17 protein-coding genes are annotated in these 18,875 nt (G+C 72.7%); 16 read left to right on the top strand and 1 reads right to left on the bottom strand.

Annotated features, from left to right (window positions below; translation table 11 throughout):
* The first annotated feature begins 31 nt into the window (after window positions 1-31).
* From ACL02U_RS23815 to rpsD, 3 genes are all read left to right on the top strand, one after another.
* A complete protein-coding gene (locus ACL02U_RS23815; RefSeq protein WP_412792948.1) occupies window positions 32-694 on the top strand; it encodes a vitamin K epoxide reductase family protein in 663 nt (220 codons plus the stop codon).
* Window positions 695-747: 53 nt separating this feature from the next.
* On the top strand, window positions 748-2,103 hold the full coding sequence (locus ACL02U_RS23810) for a replication-associated recombination protein A (protein WP_412792947.1): 1,356 nt from the start codon (window positions 748-750) through the stop codon (window positions 2,101-2,103).
* Window positions 2,104-2,407: 304 nt separating this feature from the next.
* Window positions 2,408-3,022, top strand: a complete 615-nt coding sequence (gene rpsD, locus ACL02U_RS23805; protein ID WP_412792946.1) for a 30S ribosomal protein S4 — start codon at window positions 2,408-2,410, stop codon at window positions 3,020-3,022.
* Window positions 3,023-3,041: 19 nt separating this feature from the next.
* Here the strand turns inward: rpsD and ACL02U_RS23800 are convergent, their stop codons facing one another.
* A complete protein-coding gene (locus tag ACL02U_RS23800; protein WP_412792945.1) occupies window positions 3,042-5,237 on the bottom strand; it encodes an ATP-binding protein in 2,196 nt (731 codons plus the stop codon).
* Window positions 5,238-5,389: 152 nt separating this feature from the next.
* Here ACL02U_RS23800 and ACL02U_RS23795 point away from each other — a divergent pair, with 152 nt between their 5' ends.
* From ACL02U_RS23795 to nusB, 13 genes are all read left to right on the top strand, one after another.
* Complete coding sequence (locus ACL02U_RS23795; protein WP_412792944.1) at window positions 5,390-5,845, top strand: DUF948 domain-containing protein; 456 nt, start codon at window positions 5,390-5,392, stop codon at window positions 5,843-5,845.
* Window positions 5,846-5,854: 9 nt separating this feature from the next.
* Window positions 5,855-6,220, top strand: a complete 366-nt coding sequence (locus tag ACL02U_RS23790) for a hypothetical protein (protein ID WP_412792943.1) — start codon at window positions 5,855-5,857, stop codon at window positions 6,218-6,220.
* The gene (alaS, locus tag ACL02U_RS23785) at window positions 6,220-8,892 is read left to right on the top strand and encodes an alanine--tRNA ligase (protein WP_412792942.1); all 2,673 of its coding nucleotides are present in this window, start codon (window positions 6,220-6,222) and stop codon (window positions 8,890-8,892) included. The genes ACL02U_RS23790 and alaS overlap by 1 nt, the downstream gene beginning before the upstream one ends.
* A 10-nt stretch (window positions 8,893-8,902) precedes the next feature.
* The gene (gene ruvX / locus ACL02U_RS23780; protein ID WP_412792941.1) at window positions 8,903-9,367 is read left to right on the top strand and encodes a Holliday junction resolvase RuvX; all 465 of its coding nucleotides are present in this window, start codon (window positions 8,903-8,905) and stop codon (window positions 9,365-9,367) included.
* Window positions 9,368-9,488: 121 nt separating this feature from the next.
* A complete protein-coding gene (gene mltG / locus ACL02U_RS23775; protein WP_412792940.1) occupies window positions 9,489-11,348 on the top strand; it encodes an endolytic transglycosylase MltG in 1,860 nt (619 codons plus the stop codon).
* A complete protein-coding gene (locus tag ACL02U_RS23770) occupies window positions 11,345-12,196 on the top strand; it encodes a shikimate dehydrogenase (RefSeq protein WP_412792939.1) in 852 nt (283 codons plus the stop codon). The genes mltG and ACL02U_RS23770 overlap by 4 nt, the downstream gene beginning before the upstream one ends.
* A gap of 198 nt (window positions 12,197-12,394) precedes the next feature.
* Window positions 12,395-13,579 carry a chorismate synthase gene (aroC, locus tag ACL02U_RS23765; RefSeq protein WP_412792938.1) on the top strand — a complete coding sequence of 395 codons (1,185 nt, stop codon included), beginning with the start codon at window positions 12,395-12,397 and terminating at the stop codon, window positions 13,577-13,579.
* The gene (locus tag ACL02U_RS23760) at window positions 13,576-14,091 is read left to right on the top strand and encodes a shikimate kinase (protein WP_412792937.1); all 516 of its coding nucleotides are present in this window, start codon (window positions 13,576-13,578) and stop codon (window positions 14,089-14,091) included. Before aroC ends, ACL02U_RS23760 begins: the two co-directional genes overlap by 4 nt.
* A complete protein-coding gene (gene aroB, locus ACL02U_RS23755; protein WP_412792936.1) occupies window positions 14,088-15,182 on the top strand; it encodes a 3-dehydroquinate synthase in 1,095 nt (364 codons plus the stop codon). Before ACL02U_RS23760 ends, aroB begins: the two co-directional genes overlap by 4 nt.
* A gap of 168 nt (window positions 15,183-15,350) precedes the next feature.
* A complete protein-coding gene (locus ACL02U_RS23750) occupies window positions 15,351-16,232 on the top strand; it encodes a Pro-rich N-terminal domain-containing protein (protein WP_412792935.1) in 882 nt (293 codons plus the stop codon).
* 398 nt (window positions 16,233-16,630) lie between these two features.
* Window positions 16,631-17,734 carry a M24 family metallopeptidase gene (locus ACL02U_RS23745; protein WP_412792934.1) on the top strand — a complete coding sequence of 368 codons (1,104 nt, stop codon included), beginning with the start codon at window positions 16,631-16,633 and terminating at the stop codon, window positions 17,732-17,734.
* 59 nt (window positions 17,735-17,793) lie between these two features.
* Window positions 17,794-18,360 carry an elongation factor P gene (gene efp / locus ACL02U_RS23740; RefSeq protein WP_412792933.1) on the top strand — a complete coding sequence of 189 codons (567 nt, stop codon included), beginning with the start codon at window positions 17,794-17,796 and terminating at the stop codon, window positions 18,358-18,360.
* Window positions 18,361-18,362: 2 nt separating this feature from the next.
* A complete protein-coding gene (gene nusB, locus ACL02U_RS23735; RefSeq protein ID WP_412792932.1) occupies window positions 18,363-18,800 on the top strand; it encodes a transcription antitermination factor NusB in 438 nt (145 codons plus the stop codon).
* The last annotated feature ends 75 nt before the right edge of the window (window positions 18,801-18,875 follow it).

Here is an 18,875-nt window from a genome sequence, read left to right as displayed (position 1 = left end):
AAGGCCAACTCTCAACCGACGGATCGGCGTGATGAGCAAGACGACAGTCAAGGACGTCTCCACGGAGCCCGAGCCGCAACCCGGCGGAGCCGCCGTGCCCCGCTCGGTGGGCGCCGGCCGGCCCTTCGCCCTGATGCTGGTGGTCACCGGCGCGCTGGGCGTGCTCGCCTCCTGGGTCATCACGCTGGACAAGTTCAAGCTGCTGGAGGCGAAGGTCGAGGGGAAGACCTTCGTCCCGGCCTGCAGCGTCAACTCGGTCGTCTCCTGCGGCAGCGTCATGGAGAGCGACCAGGCCTCGGTCTTCGGTTTCCCCAACCCGATGCTCGGCCTCGTCGCCTACGGCATCGTCGTCTGCGTCGGGGTGAGCCTGCTCACCCGGGTGACCTTCCCCCGCTGGTACTGGCTGACGTTCAACGCCGGCTGCCTGTTCGGCGTCGTCTTCGTCACCTGGCTCCAGTTCCAGACGCTGTACCGGATCAACGCGCTGTGCCTGTGGTGCTCGCTGGCGTGGGTCGTGACGATCGTCATGTTCTGGTACGTCACCGCCGCCAACATCCGCAACGACTTCCTGCCCGCCCCCCGCCCGGTGCGGACCTTCCTCGGCGAGTTCCCCTGGGTGCTGCCCGTCACCCACGTCGGCATCATCGCCATGCTGGTGCTCACCCGCTGGGGCAGCGACCTGTGGACCAGCTGACCGGCCGCCGCCGGGGCGGGGCACTGTCGGCGGGGTGAATTAGGGTTTCCGGAGTGGAACCCGACCTGTTCACCGCCGCAGCAGAAGAACGCCAGGAGAAGGACCCCACGGGCAGCCCCCTGGCCGTCCGGATGCGCCCTCGCACCCTCGACGAGGTGGTCGGCCAGCAGCACCTGCTCAAGCCCGGGTCACCGCTGCGCCGCCTTGTCGGCGAGGGCGCCGGCGGCCCGGCCGGACCCTCCTCGGTGATCCTCTGGGGCCCGCCCGGCACCGGCAAGACCACCCTCGCCTACGTCGTCTCCAAGGCCACCAACAAGCGCTTCGTCGAACTGTCCGCGATCACCGCCGGGGTGAAGGAGGTCCGCGCGGTCATCGACGGCGCCCGGCGCGCCAGCGGCGGCTACGGCCAGGAGACCGTCCTCTTCCTCGACGAGATCCACCGCTTCAGCAAGGCCCAGCAGGACTCCCTGCTGCCGGCCGTGGAGAACCGCTGGGTGACCCTCATCGCGGCGACCACGGAGAACCCGTACTTCTCGGTGATCTCCCCGCTGCTGTCCCGCTCCCTGCTGCTCACCCTGGAACCGCTCACCGACGACGACGTCCGCGGCCTGCTCGACCGGGCGCTCACCGACGAGCGCGGCCTGACCGGTGCCGTCGCCCTCCCCGAGGACACCGCCCACCACCTCCTGCGCATCGCCGGCGGCGACGCGCGCCGCGCCCTCACCGCCCTGGAGGCGGCCGCCGGCGCCGCCCTCGACAAGGGCGAGACGGAGATCGGGCTGCAGACCCTGGAGGAGACCGTCGACCGCGCCGCGGTGACCTACGACCGCGACGGCGACCAGCACTACGACGTCGCCAGCGCTCTGATCAAGTCGATCCGCGGCTCCGACGTGGACGCCGCCCTGCACTACCTGGCCCGCATGATCGAGGCCGGCGAGGACCCCCGGTTCATCGCCCGCCGCCTGATGATCTCCGCGAGCGAGGACATCGGCCTCGCCGATCCGGGCGCCCTGCCGATCGCCGTCGCCGCCGCTCAGGCCGTCGCCATGATCGGCTTCCCGGAGGCCGCGCTCACCCTCAGCCACGCCACCATCGCCCTGGCCCTGGCCCCCAAGTCCAACTCCGCGACCACCGCGATCGGCGCCGCGCTGGACGATGTGCGCAAGGGCCTGGCCGGGCCGGTGCCCGCGCACCTGCGCGACGGCCACTACAAGGGCGCCGCCAAGCTCGGCCACGCGCAGGGCTACGTCTACCCGCACGACCTGCCCGAGGGCATCGCCGCCCAGCAGTACGCCCCGGACGCCCTGAAGGACCGCGAGTACTACGCACCGAACCGGCACGGCGCCGAGGCCCGGTACGCGGACGCGGTGGAGTGGACCAGGAAGCACCTCGGTCGCAGGCGGTCCTGAGCACCCTGTAAACTTCTCGGGAGTGCCGAGTCCCGCGCTGTCAGAGCGGGACACCCGGCCGGAGCCGGACCCTCGCGGGCCGGATCCAGGAGCGTCGCGCACCGTCGAACGGTGTCGCGGGCAGCCCACCACCACCCGGATCCCCGGGAGCGGCCGGTGGGCCACTCGCGTGCTGCACGTATGTGCCCAGACCAGGGAAGCGGCTGCCCGGCAGGTCCCCTCCGGGACCCGGCGGGTCTTCCCGGCTGCGGATGCGACCTCCGCAACCCTGACGAGCCGACACCAGTGAAATGAGACAGAAGCAGTGGCGAACCAGTCCCGCCCCAAGGTCAAGAAGTCGCGTGCCCTCGGCATCGCGCTGACCCCGAAGGCCGTCAAGTACTTCGAGGCCCGCCCCTACCCGCCGGGTGAGCACGGCCGCGGCCGCAAGCAGAACTCGGACTACAAGGTCCGGCTGCTGGAGAAGCAGCGCCTGCGCGCCCAGTACGACATCTCCGAGCGCCAGCTCGTCCGCGCCTACGACCGCGCCGTCAAGGTCCAGGGCAAGACCGGCGAGGCCCTGATCGTGGAGCTGGAGAAGCGCCTCGACGCGCTGGTCCTGCGTTCGGGCATCGCCCGCACGATCTACCAGGCCCGGCAGATGGTCGTCCACGGCCACATCCAGGTCAACGGCAAGAAGGTCGACAAGCCGTCCTTCGTGGTCCGTCCCGACGACGTGGTCCAGGTCCGCGACCGCAGCCGCGAGAAGACCCTCTTCCAGATCTCCCGTGAGGGCGGCTTCGCGCCGGAGGGCGAGACCCCGCGCTACCTCCAGGTGAACCTCAAGGCCCTGGCGTTCCGCCTGGACCGCGAGCCGAACCGCAAGGAGATCCCGGTGATCTGCGACGAGCAGCTCGTCGTCGAGTACTACGCCCGCTGACCCAGCCGGGCCCACCACCTCAGCCCGCCGCCTCCCCGCCCCCACGGGCGGGCGAGGCGGCGGGCTGAGGTGTCCCGGGGGTACCGGCGCCGCTCCGGCCCGCACGCCCGCGCCCCCGCGGCCCCGGCACCCCCGGCCCGCCCCGGCCCAGCGCCCGGGCCACCGCCTGCGCCCGGGTCAGCTCCCCGCCCCGCCGTACGCACTCCTCGTACCGCTCGTCGCCCAGCCGCTCCCGGGCGGTCGCCTCGCACAGCCGGTGCGGGGCGCCGAAGTGGACCGAGCCGAACAGCGGCAGCCCCACCGAGGGCCACATCCGCGCCGCCGCACCCTGCAGCACCGCCGCCTCCTCCGGATCGCCCTCCGCGGCCGTGACCAGCGCGAGCAGCTCCACCGAGAGCACCGACCCGAGCAGGTCGTCGAAGCCGTGGGCGCCGGACAGGCACTCGGCCAGCAGGGTGCGCGCCCCGCCCGGATCGCCGCCGGCCCAGGCCGCGTAGGCCAGCACGAACAGCGCGTAGGCGCGCGCCCACCGCTCCCCGTGGTCCTCGCACACCCGGCGCACGTCCTCGCACAGCCGCACCGCGCCGTGCAGGTCCCCCCGGAACGCCTGCGCCATGGCCAGCTCCACCCGGCCCATCAGCACGTTGCTGTTCAGCTCGCCGATCTCCTCGTACCGCGCCAGCGCGGACCCCAGCAGCGCCTCGGCACCCGCCATGTCGTCGCAGACCAGGGCGAGGCAGCCGGTGCGGTGCTCCGCGTACGCGACGGCCAACGGGTCCGCGACCCGCTCCGCCTCCTGCCGGCACTCGTGGAGGGCGGCCAGCGCGGGGCCCCTGTCCCCCTGGAGGACCGCGACGTAGCCCAGTACCCACAGTGCCTTGAGCCGGGGCAGGGCCCTGAGCCGTGGCTGCTCGCCGGTCCTCGGCCCGGCCCCGGACTCCAGGCAGCGCTCCAGCCAGCGCCGCCCCTCCGACAGCCGGCCGCAGCCCACCCAGCAGAACCACAGGGTGCCCGCCAGGTACTGCCCCAGACGGGCCTCGTCCGGGTCCTGGGTCAGGCAGAGCTCCAGAGCGGCCCGCAGATTGGGCAGTTCGGCCTCCATACGGGCCGCCACCTGCACCTGCCGCGGGGAGAACCAGTCCAGCTCGCACCAGGTGGCCAGCCCCACGTACCAGTCGCGGTGGCGGCGCCGCAGCCGTCCCGCGTCCCCCGTCGCCTCCAGCCAGTCCCGCCCGTAGGCCCGGACCGCGTCCAGCATCCGGTACCGCACCCCGGCGGCGGTCTGCTCGCGCATCACCACCGACTGCGCGATCAGCTCCGTCAGCACGTCGAGGATCTCGTCGGCGGGCAGCCCGTACCCGCCGCACACGTACTCCACGGCCTCCAGCTCGAACCGCCGGGCGAACACCGACAGCCGCGCCCACAGCAGCCGCTCCCGCGGGGCGCACAACTCGTGGCTCCAGCCGATCGTGGTGCGCAGCGCCCGGTGGCGCGGCAGGACGTCGCGCACCCCGCCGGACAGCAGGCCGAACCGGTCGGCGAACCGGTCCAGCAACTGCCGGGGCGACAGCGCCCGCAAGCGGCCCGCGGCCAGCTCCACCGCGAGCGGGATCCCGTCCAGGCGCCGGCACAGCCGGCGCACGTCCGGGTCGTCGACGACGGTCACGCCGTGGCCGCAGGCCCGGTCCGCGAGAAGTTCCACCGCCTCGTCCTCGCCGAGCGGCCCCAGGGGCAGCAGCCGCTCGCCGGCCAGCCGCAGCGGCCGCCGCCCCACCGCGAGCACCCGCAGTCCGGGCAACCGGCCCAGCAGGGCCGCCACCAGGTCGCCGCCCGCGTCCGCCAGATGCTCGAACCCGTCCAGCACCAGCAGTAGTTCGCGCCCGGCGAGCCGGTCGAGCAGCGTCTCGCGCGGCCCCCGCGCGGTGTGGTCGGTCAGACCGAGCGCCTCGACGACGGCGTGGCCGACCAGCTCCGGATCGCGCAGGGCCGCCAGTTCCACGCGCCACACGCCGTCCGCCGGTGTGCGACCCGCGGCCGCCCGGGCCGCCAGCCGCGACTTGCCGACCCCGCCGGGACCGGTCACGGTCACCAGACGCGCGGTGTCGAGAGCGCTCGCCAGCGCCGCCAGTTCGGCCCCCCGGCCCACGAACGCGTCGGGTTCCGCGGGGAGATTGCCGACGGCCCTGGAGCCGTCGCGGCGCTGGTCGTCTCGCATGGAACACGCAGCGTACTGAACCGTATTCACTCCGTACAATCGCTTCGCCCGCCGCTGGACCCCCCGCCGGGAATCCGGTACGGAGCCGCACCCCCGGCGCGATAGGCTCGGGACACTACTTTCTCGATGTTCAGGCACGTTTCAGGGAGCGGGTGCACAAGGTGTCCGGTGGAGAGGTGGCCGGGATCCTGGTGGCCGTCTTCTGGGCGATTCTGGTCTCCTTCCTCGCGGTGGCTCTCGCGAGGCTGGCCCAGACGCTCAGGGCGACGACCAGGCTCGTGGCGGACGTGACCGACCAGGCCGTTCCGCTGCTGGCCGACGCCTCCACGGCGGTGCGCTCCGCGCAGTCGCAGCTCGACCGGGTCGACGCGATCGCGACCGACGTCCAGGAGGTGACGTCGAACGCCTCCGCGCTGTCGACGACCGTCGCCTCCACCTTCGGCGGCCCCCTGGTCAAGGTCGCGGCCTTCGGCTACGGCGTGCGCCGGGCGCTCGGCGGCCGCAAGGACGGCGTGCCCGCCAAGGCGCCCCGGAGCGCCGTGATCGTGGGGCGAACCGTCCCGGGCGCGCGGCGGGAGAAGCGCAACGCCCGCGGGAAGAAGGACTGAGACCTAGCGATGTTCCGCCGTACATTCTGGTTCAGCACGGGCGTCGCCGCCGGTGTGTGGGCCACCACCAAGGTCAACCGCAAGCTGAGGCAGCTCACCCCGGAGAGCCTCGCCGCCACCGCGGCGAACAAGGCGCTGGAGACCGGCCACCGCCTCAGGGACCGCGCCGTCGGCTTCGCGGTCGACGTCCGCGACAACATGGCCCGGCGGGAGGCCGAACTCGAGGCGGCCCTGGGCATCCAGGACGCCCCCGGACTCCCCGCGCCGCGGCGCCACGCCGCGATCGAGAACGACCGCAGCACCACCGAGCACACCAACTCCCCCGAGTACGTGGAACCCACGACGTACTCGTTCGATCGGAATGAGGACCACTGATGGAGTCGGCTGAGATCCGCCGCCGCTGGCTGAGCTTCTTCGAGGAGCGCGGGCACACCGTCGTCCCTTCGGCGTCGCTCATCGCGGACGACCCGACTCTGCTCCTCGTCCCGGCCGGCATGGTGCCCTTCAAGCCCTACTTCCTGGGCGAGGTCAAGCCCCCGTTCCCGCGCGCCACCAGCGTGCAGAAGTGCGTGCGCACGCCGGACATCGAAGAGGTCGGCAAGACCACCCGGCACGGCACCTTCTTCCAGATGTGCGGCAACTTCTCCTTCGGCGACTACTTCAAGGAAGGCGCCATCAAGCTCGCCTGGGAGCTGCTCACCGGCGCCCGGGAGGAGGGCGGCTACGGACTCGACCCCGAGCGCCTGTGGATCACCGTCTACCAGGACGACGACGAGGCCGAGCAGATCTGGCGGGAGGTCGTCGGCGTGCCGGCCGAGCGCATCCAGCGCCTCGGCATGAAGGACAACTTCTGGTCGATGGGCGTCCCCGGCCCCTGCGGACCCTGCTCCGAGATCAACTACGACCGCGGCCCCGAGTTCGGTGCCGAGGGCGGACCCGCCGTCAACGACGAGCGGTACGTGGAGATCTGGAACCTGGTCTTCATGCAGTACGAGCGCGGCGAGGGCATCGGCAAGGACAACTTCGAGATCCTCGGCGACCTGCCCAGCAAGAACATCGACACCGGCCTCGGCCTGGAGCGGCTCGCGATGATTCTGCAGGGCGTGCAGAACATGTACGAGATCGACACCTCCATGGCCGTCATCAGGAAGGCCACCGAGCTGACCGGCGTCTCCTACGGGGACGCCCACGACTCGGACGTGTCCCTGCGCGTGGTCACCGACCACATGCGCACCTCGGTGATGCTCATCGGCGACGGCGTCACCCCCGGCAACGAGGGCCGCGGCTACGTGCTGCGCCGCATCATGCGCCGCGCCATCCGCAACATGCGGCTGCTCGGCGCCACCGGCCCGGTCGTCCGGGACCTGATCGACGTCGTGATCGGCATGATGGGGCAGCAGTACCCGGAGCTGATCACCGACCGCGAGCGCATCGAGAAGGTGGCCCTCGCCGAGGAGAACGCCTTCCTCAAGACGCTGAAGGCCGGCACCAACATCCTCGACACGGCCGTGTCCGAGACGAAGGCCGCCGGATCCGCCGTACTCCCCGGCGACAAGGCCTTCCTGCTCCACGACACCTGGGGCTTCCCCATCGACCTCACCCTGGAGATGGCCGCCGAACAGGGCCTGTCCGTGGACGAGGACGGCTTCCGCCGCCTGATGAAGGAGCAGCGGGAGCGCGCCAAGGCCGACGCCCGGTCCAAGAAGACCGGCCACGCCGACCTCGGCGCCTACCGCGAGATCGCCGACGCCGCGGGCGAGACCGACTTCATCGGCTACGCCGACACCGAGGGCGAGTCGACCGTCGTCGGCATCCTCGTCGACGGCCTGTCCTCCCCGGCCGCCACCGAGGGCGACGAGGTCGAGGTCGTCCTCGACCGCACCCCGTTCTACGCCGAGGGCGGCGGCCAGATCGGCGACACCGGCCGCATCCGGCTGGACAGCGGGGCCGTCGTGGAGGTCCGCGACTGCCAGAAGCCGGTGCCGGGGGTGTACGTCCACAAGGGCGTCGTCCAGGTCGGCGAGGTCACCGTCGGCGCCAAGGGGCACGCCTCCATCGACACCCGCCGCCGCAAGGCCATCGCCCGCGCCCACTCCGCCACCCACCTCACCCACCAGGCGCTGCGCGACGCGCTCGGCCCCACGGCCGCCCAGGCCGGCTCCGAGAACCAGCCGGGTCGCTTCCGGTTCGACTTCGGATCGCCCTCCGCCGTGCCGCAGACGGTCATGCTCGACGTCGAGCAGAAGATCAACGAGGTGCTCGCCCACGACCTGGACGTGCACGCCGAGGTCATGGGCATCGAGGAGGCCAAACGCCAGGGCGCCATCGCCGAGTTCGGAGAGAAGTACGGCGAGCGGGTCCGCGTCGTCACCATCGGCGACTTCTCCAAGGAGCTGTGCGGCGGCACGCACGTGCACAACACGGCCCAGCTCGGCCTGGTCAAGCTGCTCGGCGAGTCGTCCATCGGTTCCGGGGTGCGCCGTATCGAGGCGCTGGTCGGCGTGGACGCCTACCAGTTCCTGGCCCGGGAGCACACGGTCGTGAACCAGCTGACCGAGCTGCTCAAGGGGCGTTCCGCGGAGCTGCCGGAGAAGGTCTCCGCGATGCTCGGCAAACTGAAGGACGCCGAGAAGGAGATCGAGAAGTTCCGCGCCGAGAAGGTGCTCCAGGCGGCCGCCGGGCTCGCCGACGCCGCCAGGGACGTCCACGGCGTCGCCCTGGTCACCGGACAGGTGCCGGACGGCACCGCGGCGGACGACCTGCGCAAGCTGGTCCTCGACGTGCGGGGCCGCCTCCAGGGCGGCCGGGCCGCGGTCGTGGCCCTGTTCGCGGTGAACAACGGCAAGCCGCTGACGGTGATCGCCACCAACGAGACCGCCCGGGAGCGCGGTCTCAAGGCCGGCGACCTGGTCCGCACGGCCGCCAAGACCCTCGGCGGCGGTGGCGGCGGCAAGCCGGACGTCGCCCAGGGAGGCGGCCAGAACCCCGCCGCGGTCGGTGAGGCCGTGGATGCCGTGGAGCGCCTCGTGGCCGAGACGGCGAAGTAGGGCGGCCGCGATGCGAAGAGGACGCCGGCTCGCGATCGACGTCGGGGACGCGCGGATCGGGGTCGCCTCGTGCGACCCCGACGGGATCCTCGCGACCCCGGTCGAGACGGTTCCCGGACGGGACGTGCCGGCGGCGCACCGCCGGCTGCGGCAGCTCGTCGAGGAGTACGAGCCGATCGAGGTGGTGGTCGGTCTCCCGCGCTCCCTCAAGGGGGGCGAGGGGCCGGCCGCCGCCAAGGTGCGCGGCTTCGCGCGGGAACTCGCCCAGGGCATCGCACCGGTCCCGGTGCGCCTGGTCGACGAGCGGATGACGACCGTGACGGCCGGTCAGGGCCTGCGTGCCTCGGGTGTCAGCGCCCGGAAGGGACGCTCCGTGATCGACCAGGCGGCCGCGGTGGTCATCCTGCAGCAGGCGCTCGAATCCGAACGGGTGTCAGGCAGAGCTCCGGGCGAGGGCGTCGAAGTGGTCATCTGATCGCGATACGGTAACGTTCCGCGCGAAGCGGCGGTGTTCGAACAGCAGCCGCACGAAGAGAGGCGGTAGGGAGCCGGGTCTTCACTCCGCGTAACCGCCGCATCGCGGCTCTAGGGGACCGATGACTGAGTATGGCCGGGGCGAGGGCCCCGATCCGTGGCATCCGGACGACCCGTTGTACGGGGACGGCGGATGGTCGGGGCAGCAGCCCCACATGGGCCATCAGCATGCCTACGGTGCCCCGCAGCAGCCCGATCCGCAGCAGCCGTACGCACCGCAGCAGAACTCCTACGACGGTTGGGGGCAGGATCCGGGCGGAGGCTACGACGCGCAGTACCGGCATCCCCAGCAGACGTACCAGCACGACCAGCGGCAGTACCAGCACGATCAGCAGCAGTACCAGCAGCCCCACCAGGGCGGGCAGCAGTACCAGCAGCCACAGCAGTACCAGCAGCAGTACTACGCGCAGAGCCCGCAGCAGGCCCAGCAGCAGTACCAGCAGTACTACGGTGAGCCGTCCGCCGAGCCGCAGTACCAGCAGGGCGGCTGGGACGGCAGCGGCACGTACGCACAGGTGCGGTACCCGGACGATTCCGGCGACCCGTACGGTCAGCAGGCCATGGCGCACGGCGGCGAGCAGCCCGACTACTACCGGACCGCCGACGCGTATCCGCCGCCCGAGCCCCCGGCCCGGCGCCGGCCCGAACCGGAACCCCGCCCCGACTGGGATCCGGACCCCGACGCCGCGGAACACGCCTTCGCGGAGGGCGACCCGGACGGGGACGGCGAGGACGCGGACGGCGAGGACGCGGACCGCGAGCGGCTCCCGGAGGACGGGGAGCCGGGCAGCCGGCGCGCACGCGGCAAGGGCGCCAAGGACGGCAAGGGCCGCAAGCGGCGCAGCGGCTGCGCCTGCCTGGTCGTGCTGCTGGTGTTCGGCGGCGGCCTGGGCGGCGTCGGATACGTCGGCTTCAAGTACTTCCAGGGCCGGTTCGGCGCGGCCCCGGACTACGCGGGCGACGGCAACGGCGAGATGGTGACCGTCGAGATCCCCAAGGGCGCCGGCGGCTACGTGATAGGCCGCAAGCTGAAGGCGGCCGGCGTCGTCAAGAGCGTGGACGCGTTCGTCGCCGCGCAGCAGGAGAACCCCAAGGGCAAGACCATCCAGGACGGCATCTACACGCTCCAGAAGCAGATGTCGGCGGCCAGCGCGGTCGCCCTGATGCTCAGCCCCAAGAGCCGCGACAACCTGATCATCCCCGAGGGCAAGCGCAACTCCTGGGTCTACGCGGCCATCGACAAGCGCCTGAAACTCGCCGACGGCACCACCCGGAAGATCGCCCAGAAGGACTGGAAGGACCTCGGCCTGCCCTCCTGGGCCAACGACGACAAGGACATCAAGGACCCGCTGGAGGGTTTCCTCTACCCGTCCAGCTACGCGGTCGCCAAGGGCATGAAGCCCGAGGACGTCCTGAAGCAGATGGTCGCCCGCGCCACCAAGCAGTACGGGCAGTACGACCTCCAGGGCAAGGCGAAGGAGCTGGGCCTGGACGGCCCCCTGCAGGTCATCACCGTCGCGAGCCTGGTCCAGGCGGAGGGCAAGTACAAGCACGACTTCGACAAGGTGGCCCGCGTCGTCTACAACCGCCTCCAGCCCGACAACCGGGAGACGGTCGGCCGGCTGGAGTTCGACTCCACGATCAACTACCTCAAGGACCAGAGCACCCTGGACGTCGGGCGCGTCGCCGACCTGCGCAAGGTGAAGGACCCCTACAACACCTACAGCATCAAGGGGCTCACCCCGGGGCCCATCGACAACCCCGGCAAGCAGGCCCTGGAGTCCGCGCTGAAGCCGGCCACCGGCCCCTGGTACTACTTCGTGTCGATCAACGAGGAGAAGACGGTCTTCTCGAAGACCTACGCGGAGCACCAGAAGAACGTCGCCGAGTACGAGAAGGAACGGAAGCAGGCGCAGCAATGAGCAAGGCGAAGCGCGCGGCGGTCCTGGGCTCGCCGATCGCGCACTCCCTCTCCCCGGTCCTGCACAGGGCCGCCTACGCCGAACTCGGCCTCGCGGGCTGGACGTACGACCGGTTCGAGGTGAACGAGGCGGAGCTTCCCGGCTTCCTCGCGACGCTGGACGAGTCCTGGGCCGGCCTCTCCCTCACCATGCCGCTGAAACGTGCCGTCATCCCGCTGCTCGACGAGGTCGGCGAGACCGCCCGCTCGGTCGAGGCCGTCAACACGGTCGTCCTCACCGAGCAGGGCCGGAGGGTCGGCGACAACACCGACATCCCCGGCATGGTCGCCGCGCTGCGCGAGCACGGGGTGGAGAAGGTGGACGGCGCCGCGGTGCTCGGCGCCGGGGCCACCGCCTCCTCGGCCCTGGCGGCACTGTCCGGGATCTGCACGGGGCCGGTCACCGTGTACGTCCGCAGCGAGGCGCGGGCCGCGGAGATGCGGGGCTGGGGAGACCGGCTGGGCGTCGAGGTCCGCACCGCCGGCTGGGCCCGGGCGGCCCGCGCCTTCGAGGCACCGCTGGTGGTCGCGACCACCCCGGCGGGCACCACCGACGACCTGGCACCATCCGTGCCCGCCCGCCCGGGAACCCTGTTCGACGTGGTCTACGACCCCTGGCCCACCCCGCTGGCCGCGGCCTGGGCACGCCGCGGCGGTGTCGTCGTCGGCGGGCTCGACCTGCTCGTCCACCAGGCGGTTCTGCAGGTGGAGCGGATGACCGGGCGCGCCCCCGCGCCCCTGGAGGCGATGCGCGCGGCCGGGGAGCGGGCGCTCGGCGGCGACAGCCGCCAGGCCCCGCCGGCGGAGTGACGCCCTCCGCACGACGCCCGGCGGCCCCACCCGTGCCCGAACGTCGGCGGAGGTGCGGCGCCGGCACCGTCGGGGGTGTCCGATGGCTGGGACGGTGATCGGTCGCATGCCGGGGCATGGGAGGATTTGGGCAGGCGGGCCCGGGGCAGCACCCGGCCGCGCCGTCCGCAGGTCCAAGCGCGAGCAGAAGGAGCATCGTTGAGCAGGTTGCGCTGGCTGACGGCGGGGGAGTCGCACGGCCCCGCACTGGTCGCGACGCTGGAGGGCCTTCCCGCCGGTGTGCCGGTCACCACGGAGATGGTGGCCGACCACCTGGCGCGGCGGCGCCTCGGCTACGGCCGCGGCGCACGAATGAAGTTCGAGCGCGACGAGGTCACCTTCCTCGGCGGGGTGCGCCACGGCCTGACCCTGGGCTCCCCGGTCGCGGTCATGGTGGGCAACACCGAGTGGCCGAAGTGGGAGAAGGTGATGGCCGCGGACCCGGTGGACCCGGCCGAACTGGATGAGCTGGCCCGCAACGCCCCGCTGACCCGGCCCCGGCCGGGCCACGCCGATCTGGCGGGCATGCAGAAGTACGGCTTCGACGAGGCGCGGCCGATCCTGGAGCGGGCCTCGGCGCGGGAGACCGCGGCCCGCGTGGCGCTCGGCGCGGTGGCCCGGTCCTACCTCAAGGAGACCGCCGGGATCGACGTCGTCTCGCACGTGGTCGAGCTGGCCTCCGCCAAGGCCCCCTACGGCGTCTACCCGACCCCGGCCGACGTGGACAGACTGGACGCCGACCCGGTGCGCTGCCTGGACGAGGCCGCGTCGAAGGCGATGGTCGCGGAGATCGACCAGGCGCACAAGGACGGCGACACGCTCGGCGGCGTGGTCGAGGTGCTGGCCTACGGGGTCCCGGTCGGCCTGGGCTCCCACGTGCACTGGGACCGGCGGCTGGACGCGCGACTGGCGGCGGCGCTGATGGGCATCCAGGCGATCAAGGGTGTGGAGGTCGGCGACGGCTTCGAGCTGGCCCGGGTGCCGGGCTCGAGGGCGCACGACGAGATCGTCGCCACCGACGAGGGCGTCCGGCGCGCCTCGGGCCGCTCCGGAGGCACCGAGGGCGGCCTGACCACGGGTGAGCTGCTGCGGGTGCGCGCGGCCATGAAGCCGATCGCGACGGTTCCGCGGGCGCTGCGCACGGTGGACGTGGCCACCGGCGAGCCGACCCAGGCCCACCACCAGCGCTCCGACGTCTGCGCGGTGCCCGCGGCCGGGATCGTCGCCGAGGCCATGGTCGCCCTGGTCCTGGCCGACGCGGTGGCGGAGAAGTTCGGCGGCGACAGCGTCGCCGAGACCCGCCGCAACGTGCGCTCGTACCTCGACCACCTGCAGATCCGATGAGCGGGCCGCTGCTGGTCCTGGTCGGCCCGATGGGCGTGGGCAAGTCCACCGTCGGCCGGCTGCTCGCCGAGCGTCTCGGCGTGGGCTACCGGGACACCGACGACGACATCGTGGCCGCGCAGGACCGGACCGTCGCGGACATCTTCGTGGAGGACGGCGAGCCGGCCTTCCGCGCCCTGGAGAAGCAGGCGGTGGCCCGGGCGCTGGCCGAGCACGACGGCGTCCTGGCACTGGGCGGCGGCGCCGTCCTGGACGCGGACACCCGCGCCCTGCTGGCCGGCCGCCCGGTGGTCTACCTGTCGATGGACGTCGAGGAGGCGGTCCGACGCACCGGACTGGGCGCGGCCCGGCCGCTGCTGGCGGTCAACCCGCGCAAGCAGTGGCGCGAACTGATGGAGGCCCGCCGCCACCTGTACGAGGAGGTGGCCGCGGCGGTCGTGCCCACCGACGGCCGCGCCCCCGAGGACGTCGCCCAGGCCGCCCTGGACGCCGTGGAGTTGAAGGAAGCATGAGCAGCGAGGCAGTAACCCGGATCCAGGTCGGCCCGAGCGCGGGCACCGAGGCGTACGAGGTGCTGATCGGCCGGCGACTGCTGGGCGAACTCGCCGGGCTGATCGGTACCCGGGCCAAGCGGGTCGCCGTGATCCACCCCGAAGCGCTGGCGGAGACCGGTGACGCCCTGCGCGCCGATCTCGCCGGACAGGGGTACGAGGCGATCGCCGTCCAGGTGCCGAACGCGGAGGAGGCCAAGACCGCCGAGGTCGCGGCCTACTGCTGGAAGGCACTCGGCCAGTCCGGGTTCACCCGCACCGACGTGGTCGTCGGCGTGGGCGGCGGCGCCACCACCGACCTGGCCGGGTTCGTGGCCGCGACCTGGCTGCGCGGGGTGCGCTGGGTCGCCGTCCCGACCACCGTGCTCGCGATGGTGGACGCGGCGGTCGGCGGCAAGACCGGCATCAACACCGCCGAGGGCAAGAACCTGGTCGGCGCCTTCCACCCGCCCGCGGGCGTACTGTGCGACCTGGCGGCACTGGACTCGCTGCCGGTCAACGACTACGTCTCCGGGCTGGCGGAGATCATCAAGGCCGGTTTCATCGCCGACCCGGCGATCCTGGACCTGATCGAGGCGGACCCGCAGTCCGCCCGCACCCCGGCCGGCCCGCACACCTCCGAACTGATCGAGCGGTCGATCCGGGTCAAGGCGGAGGTGGTCTCCTCGGACCTGAAGGAGTCCGGCCGCAGGGAGATCCTGAACTACGGCCACACCCTCGGGCACGCCATCGAGAAGAACGAGCGGTACAAGTGGCGGCACGGCGCCGCGGTCGCCGTCGGCATGCACTTCGCCGCCGAACTGGGCCGCCTGGCCGGGCGCCTGGACGACGCCACGGCCGACCGGCACCGCACGATCCTGGAGGCGGTCGGGCTCCCGCTGCACTACCGCCACGACCAGTGGCCCAAGCTGCTGGAGACCATGAAGGTCGACAAGAAGTCCCGCGGCGACCTGCTGCGCTTCATCGTGCTCGACGGTCTGGCCAAGCCGACGGTCCTGGAGGGGCCCGACCCGGCGGTCCTGCTCGCCGCCTACGGAGAGGTCGGCCAGTAGGAACCGGAAGGCCCGGACCGCCCGATTCGCACCCCGCCTCGGGCACTTCGCGTCGTCCCCGGCCGTTCACCGATCGGTGGCCGGGGACGGTACGGTTCGACAGCGGCGGTGCGCGCCCGCCGCCAGCGCCCATCGCCAGCCCAGCAAGACGAGACGGAGTGGCACCGGATGCAGCACGCAGTGGGTTCTCCGCTGCCGCCGCCCCACCAGCCGGGGCACGGACCGGCCGTCGGCCGGCCGCCGGCCGCACACCACCCGGGAGCGTACGAGGGGTCCGGTCCGGTACCCCCTCCGCCACCGGGCTTCACCGGGGCACCCGGGCCCGGTCCCCTTCCCCCCGTGCCACCCGCCCCGCCGCGCGGTGCCCCGCCGCGCGTTTCCCCTCCGCACCCGTCGGCCCCGCCACCCGTTGAGGGCACCGGCCACGTGCCGCTGCCGCCGGGCGGTCCGGTCGGGGTGCCCGGCGCGCCGCCCGCCGCCCCGGAACCGGCCACCGCGACGCTGGCCGTCCTGCTCATAGGCCCGGCCGGCGCGGGCAAGACCAGCGTCGCCAAGTACTGGGCCGACCACCGCCGCGTCCCCACCGCGCACATCAGCCTCGACGACGTGCGCGAATGGGTCCGGTCCGGCTTCGCCGACCCCCAGTCCGGCTGGAACGACAACTCCGAGGCCCAGTACCGCCTGGCGCGCCGCACCTGCGGTTTCGCCGCCCGCAACTTCCTCGCCAACGGGATCTCCTGCATCCTCGACGACGCGGTCTTCCCCGACCGCCCCGTCGTCGGCCTCGGCGGCTGGAAGCGTCACGTCGGCCCAGGCCTCCTGCCGCTCGTGCTGCTGCCCGGGCTGGAGATCGTCCTGGAGCGCAACGCGAAACGTTCGGGCAACCGGCGTCTCACCGACGAGGAGGTCGCCCGCATCCACGGGCGCATGGCCGGGTGGTACGGCTCCGGGCTGCCGATCATCGACAACTCCCAGATGGACGTACCGGAGACGGCCCGGGTGCTCGACGAGGCGCTGGCGAGGTCGATAGCCAGCCCGCCGCAGTGGTGAGGCGCGCTCCGCGCCCTCGGCCCGCGCCCACGGTCCGCGCCCACGGTCCGCGCCCACAGTCCGCGCCCACAGTCCGCGCCCTCGGTCCGTGGCTTCCGTCCCCGCACCCCGTCAGTGATCGCCCCGGCGCGGGTTCGGGCCGGTGGGACCGCCGTCCGGGAGTCCGGGAGTTCCCGCCCGACGCCGGTGCGCGCCGCCGGCCGGTCCGCAGGCCGTTGCCCCGGTCGGGGGTGACCGGAGGCGGCCGGTCGACGGGCCGGCGGCAGTCCCGCGGCCCGTTCCGCGGGGCCGTGCGGCCGGTCCGTCCCGCCGCGCCCCGTGGACCGCGCTCCCGCCGTGTCCCCCGAACGGAACCCTCCCGACCGGCACGATCCACCCAGGACTTCTAGGCTCGTCTCATGTCAGAGGTGTACGAGGCCCGCCGAGCCCGCCTGCGGGAGCGCTGCGCCGCGGTCGGTACCGCGGCCGCGGTCGTCTCCAGGCCGGCCAACGTCCGCTATCTCGCCGGTGCCGCCCCACAGGGCTCCGCGCTGCTGGTCGGCAGCGAGGAGGACGTCCTGGTCTGTCCGGCGCCGCCGGACAGACGCCCGGTCGGGAGCAGCCCCGACCCCGCCCTCGGCACGCACGTCCTGCCCGGCCCCGGCGACCCGGTCGTGGCCGCCGCCGACCTGGCGGCGGGTCTCCGCATCGAGTCGCTCGCCCTGGAGGAGCACCACCTCACCGTGGCGCGGTACCGGGCCGTCCGCTCGGTCGCCCCCCGGATGCGTCCGTACGACCTCGGCGCGGCGGTGGAACAACTCCGGGTCGTCAAGGACGAGGAGGAGATCTCCTGCCTGCGCATCGGCGCGGAGATCGCCGACCAGGCCCTGGGCGAACTCCTGGAGTCCATCCTCGTAGGGCGCACCGAGCGCCATCTCGCCCTCGAACTGGAGCGCCGGCTCATCGACCACGGAGCCGAGGGCCCCGCCTTCGCCACCTCGGTCGCCACCGGCCCGCACGCCGGGCTCCGCGGCCACCGGCCCACCGACCGGCGGGTGGAGGACGGCGACTTCCTCTCCGTGTGCCTCGGGGCCGCCTACCGCGGCTACCGCTGCGAGATCGGCCGCACCTTCGTCATCGGCACCCAGCCCGCGGGCTGGCAGGTCGAGCTGTACGACCTGGTCTTCGCGGCCCAGCGGGCCGGGCGTGAGAGCCTGGTGCCCGGGGTCGCCTGCCGCGACGTGGACCGGGCGGCACGCCAGGTGATGGGCTCCGCCGGCTACGCGGAGGGCCTGCCTCCGCTCACCGGTCACGGGGTGGGACTCGAAATCGACGAGGACCCGCAGTTGACCCCGGCGGCCATGGGTAAACTGGACGCTTGTGTGCCGGTCACCGTCGAACCGGGGGTCCACCTCCCGGGCCGGGGCGGTGTCCGGATCGATGACACGCTCGTCGTCCGCCCGGAGGCGGACGGCGGACCCGAGCTACTCACCATCACGACCAAGGAGCTGCTCGCGCTCTAGCCCCGAGCTGGGTGCGTGGCACCGGGGTCGTCCACGTCAGTCCAGGAGATTCCGCAACCGTGGCTTCCACGAACGACCTCAAGAACGGCATGGTGCTCAAGCTCGAAGGCGGCCAGCTCTGGTCCGTCGTCGAGTTCCAGCACGTCAAGCCCGGCAAGGGCCCGGCCTTCGTGCGCACCAAGCTCAAGAACGTGCTCTCCGGCAAGGTGGTCGACAAGACCTTCAACGCCGGCGTCAAGGTCGAAACGGCCACCGTCGACAAGCGCGACATGCAGTTCTCCTACATGGACGGCGACTACTTCGTCTTCATGGACATGGAGACCTTCGACCAGCTGCACATCGAGCGCAAGGTCGTCGGCGACGCCGCCAACTTCCTCGTCGAGGGCTTCGAGGCCACCGTCGCGCAGCACGAGGGCGAGGTGCTCTTCGTCGAGATGCCCGCCGCCGTGGAGCTGAGCGTCGCCGAGACCGAGCCCGGCATCCAGGGCGACCGCTCCACCGGCGGCACCAAGCCCGCCACCCTGGAGACCGGCCACCAGATCCAGGTCCCGCTGTTCATCACCACCGGTGAGAAGATCAAGGTCGACACCCGCAGCAGCGACTACCTCGGCCGGGTGAACAGCTAACCGTGGCTGCCCGCAACACGGCCCGCAAGCGCGCCTTCCAGATCCTCTTCGAGGGCGACCAGCGCGGCACCGACGCCCTGACGGTCCTCGCGGACTGGATCCGGCTGTCCCGGACCGATCCCCGGCAGCCGCCGGTCAGCGAGTACACGATGCAGCTGGTCGAGGGCTACGCCGCGCGCGCGCAGCGCATCGACGAACTCATCGCCCAGTACGCCGTCGACTGGACGCTGGACCGGATGCCGGTGGTCGACCGCAACATCCTGCGGCTGGGGGCGTACGAGCTGATCTGGGTCGACGAGACCCCGGACGCGGTCGTCCTGGACGAGATGGTGCAGCTGGCGAAGGAGTTCTCCACGGACGAGTCGCCCTCGTTCGTCAACGGGCTCCTCGGGCGGCTGAAGGACCTCAAGCCCTCGCTGCGCCGCGGCGAGGAGGCGTAGGGGCCGAGGAGGCTCCGCCGGGGGCACGACCCCGCATGTGCCGGGGGGGGGGGGAGGGGGTGGGGGGGGGTGCGG

Source organism: Streptomyces sp. MS06 (assembly GCF_047200655.1).
Classification (GTDB): Bacteria; Actinomycetota; Actinomycetes; order Streptomycetales; family Streptomycetaceae; genus Streptomyces.
The sequence above is the reverse complement of the archived record's forward strand: the minus strand, read 5'-3'. Positions and strand labels throughout refer to the sequence as shown.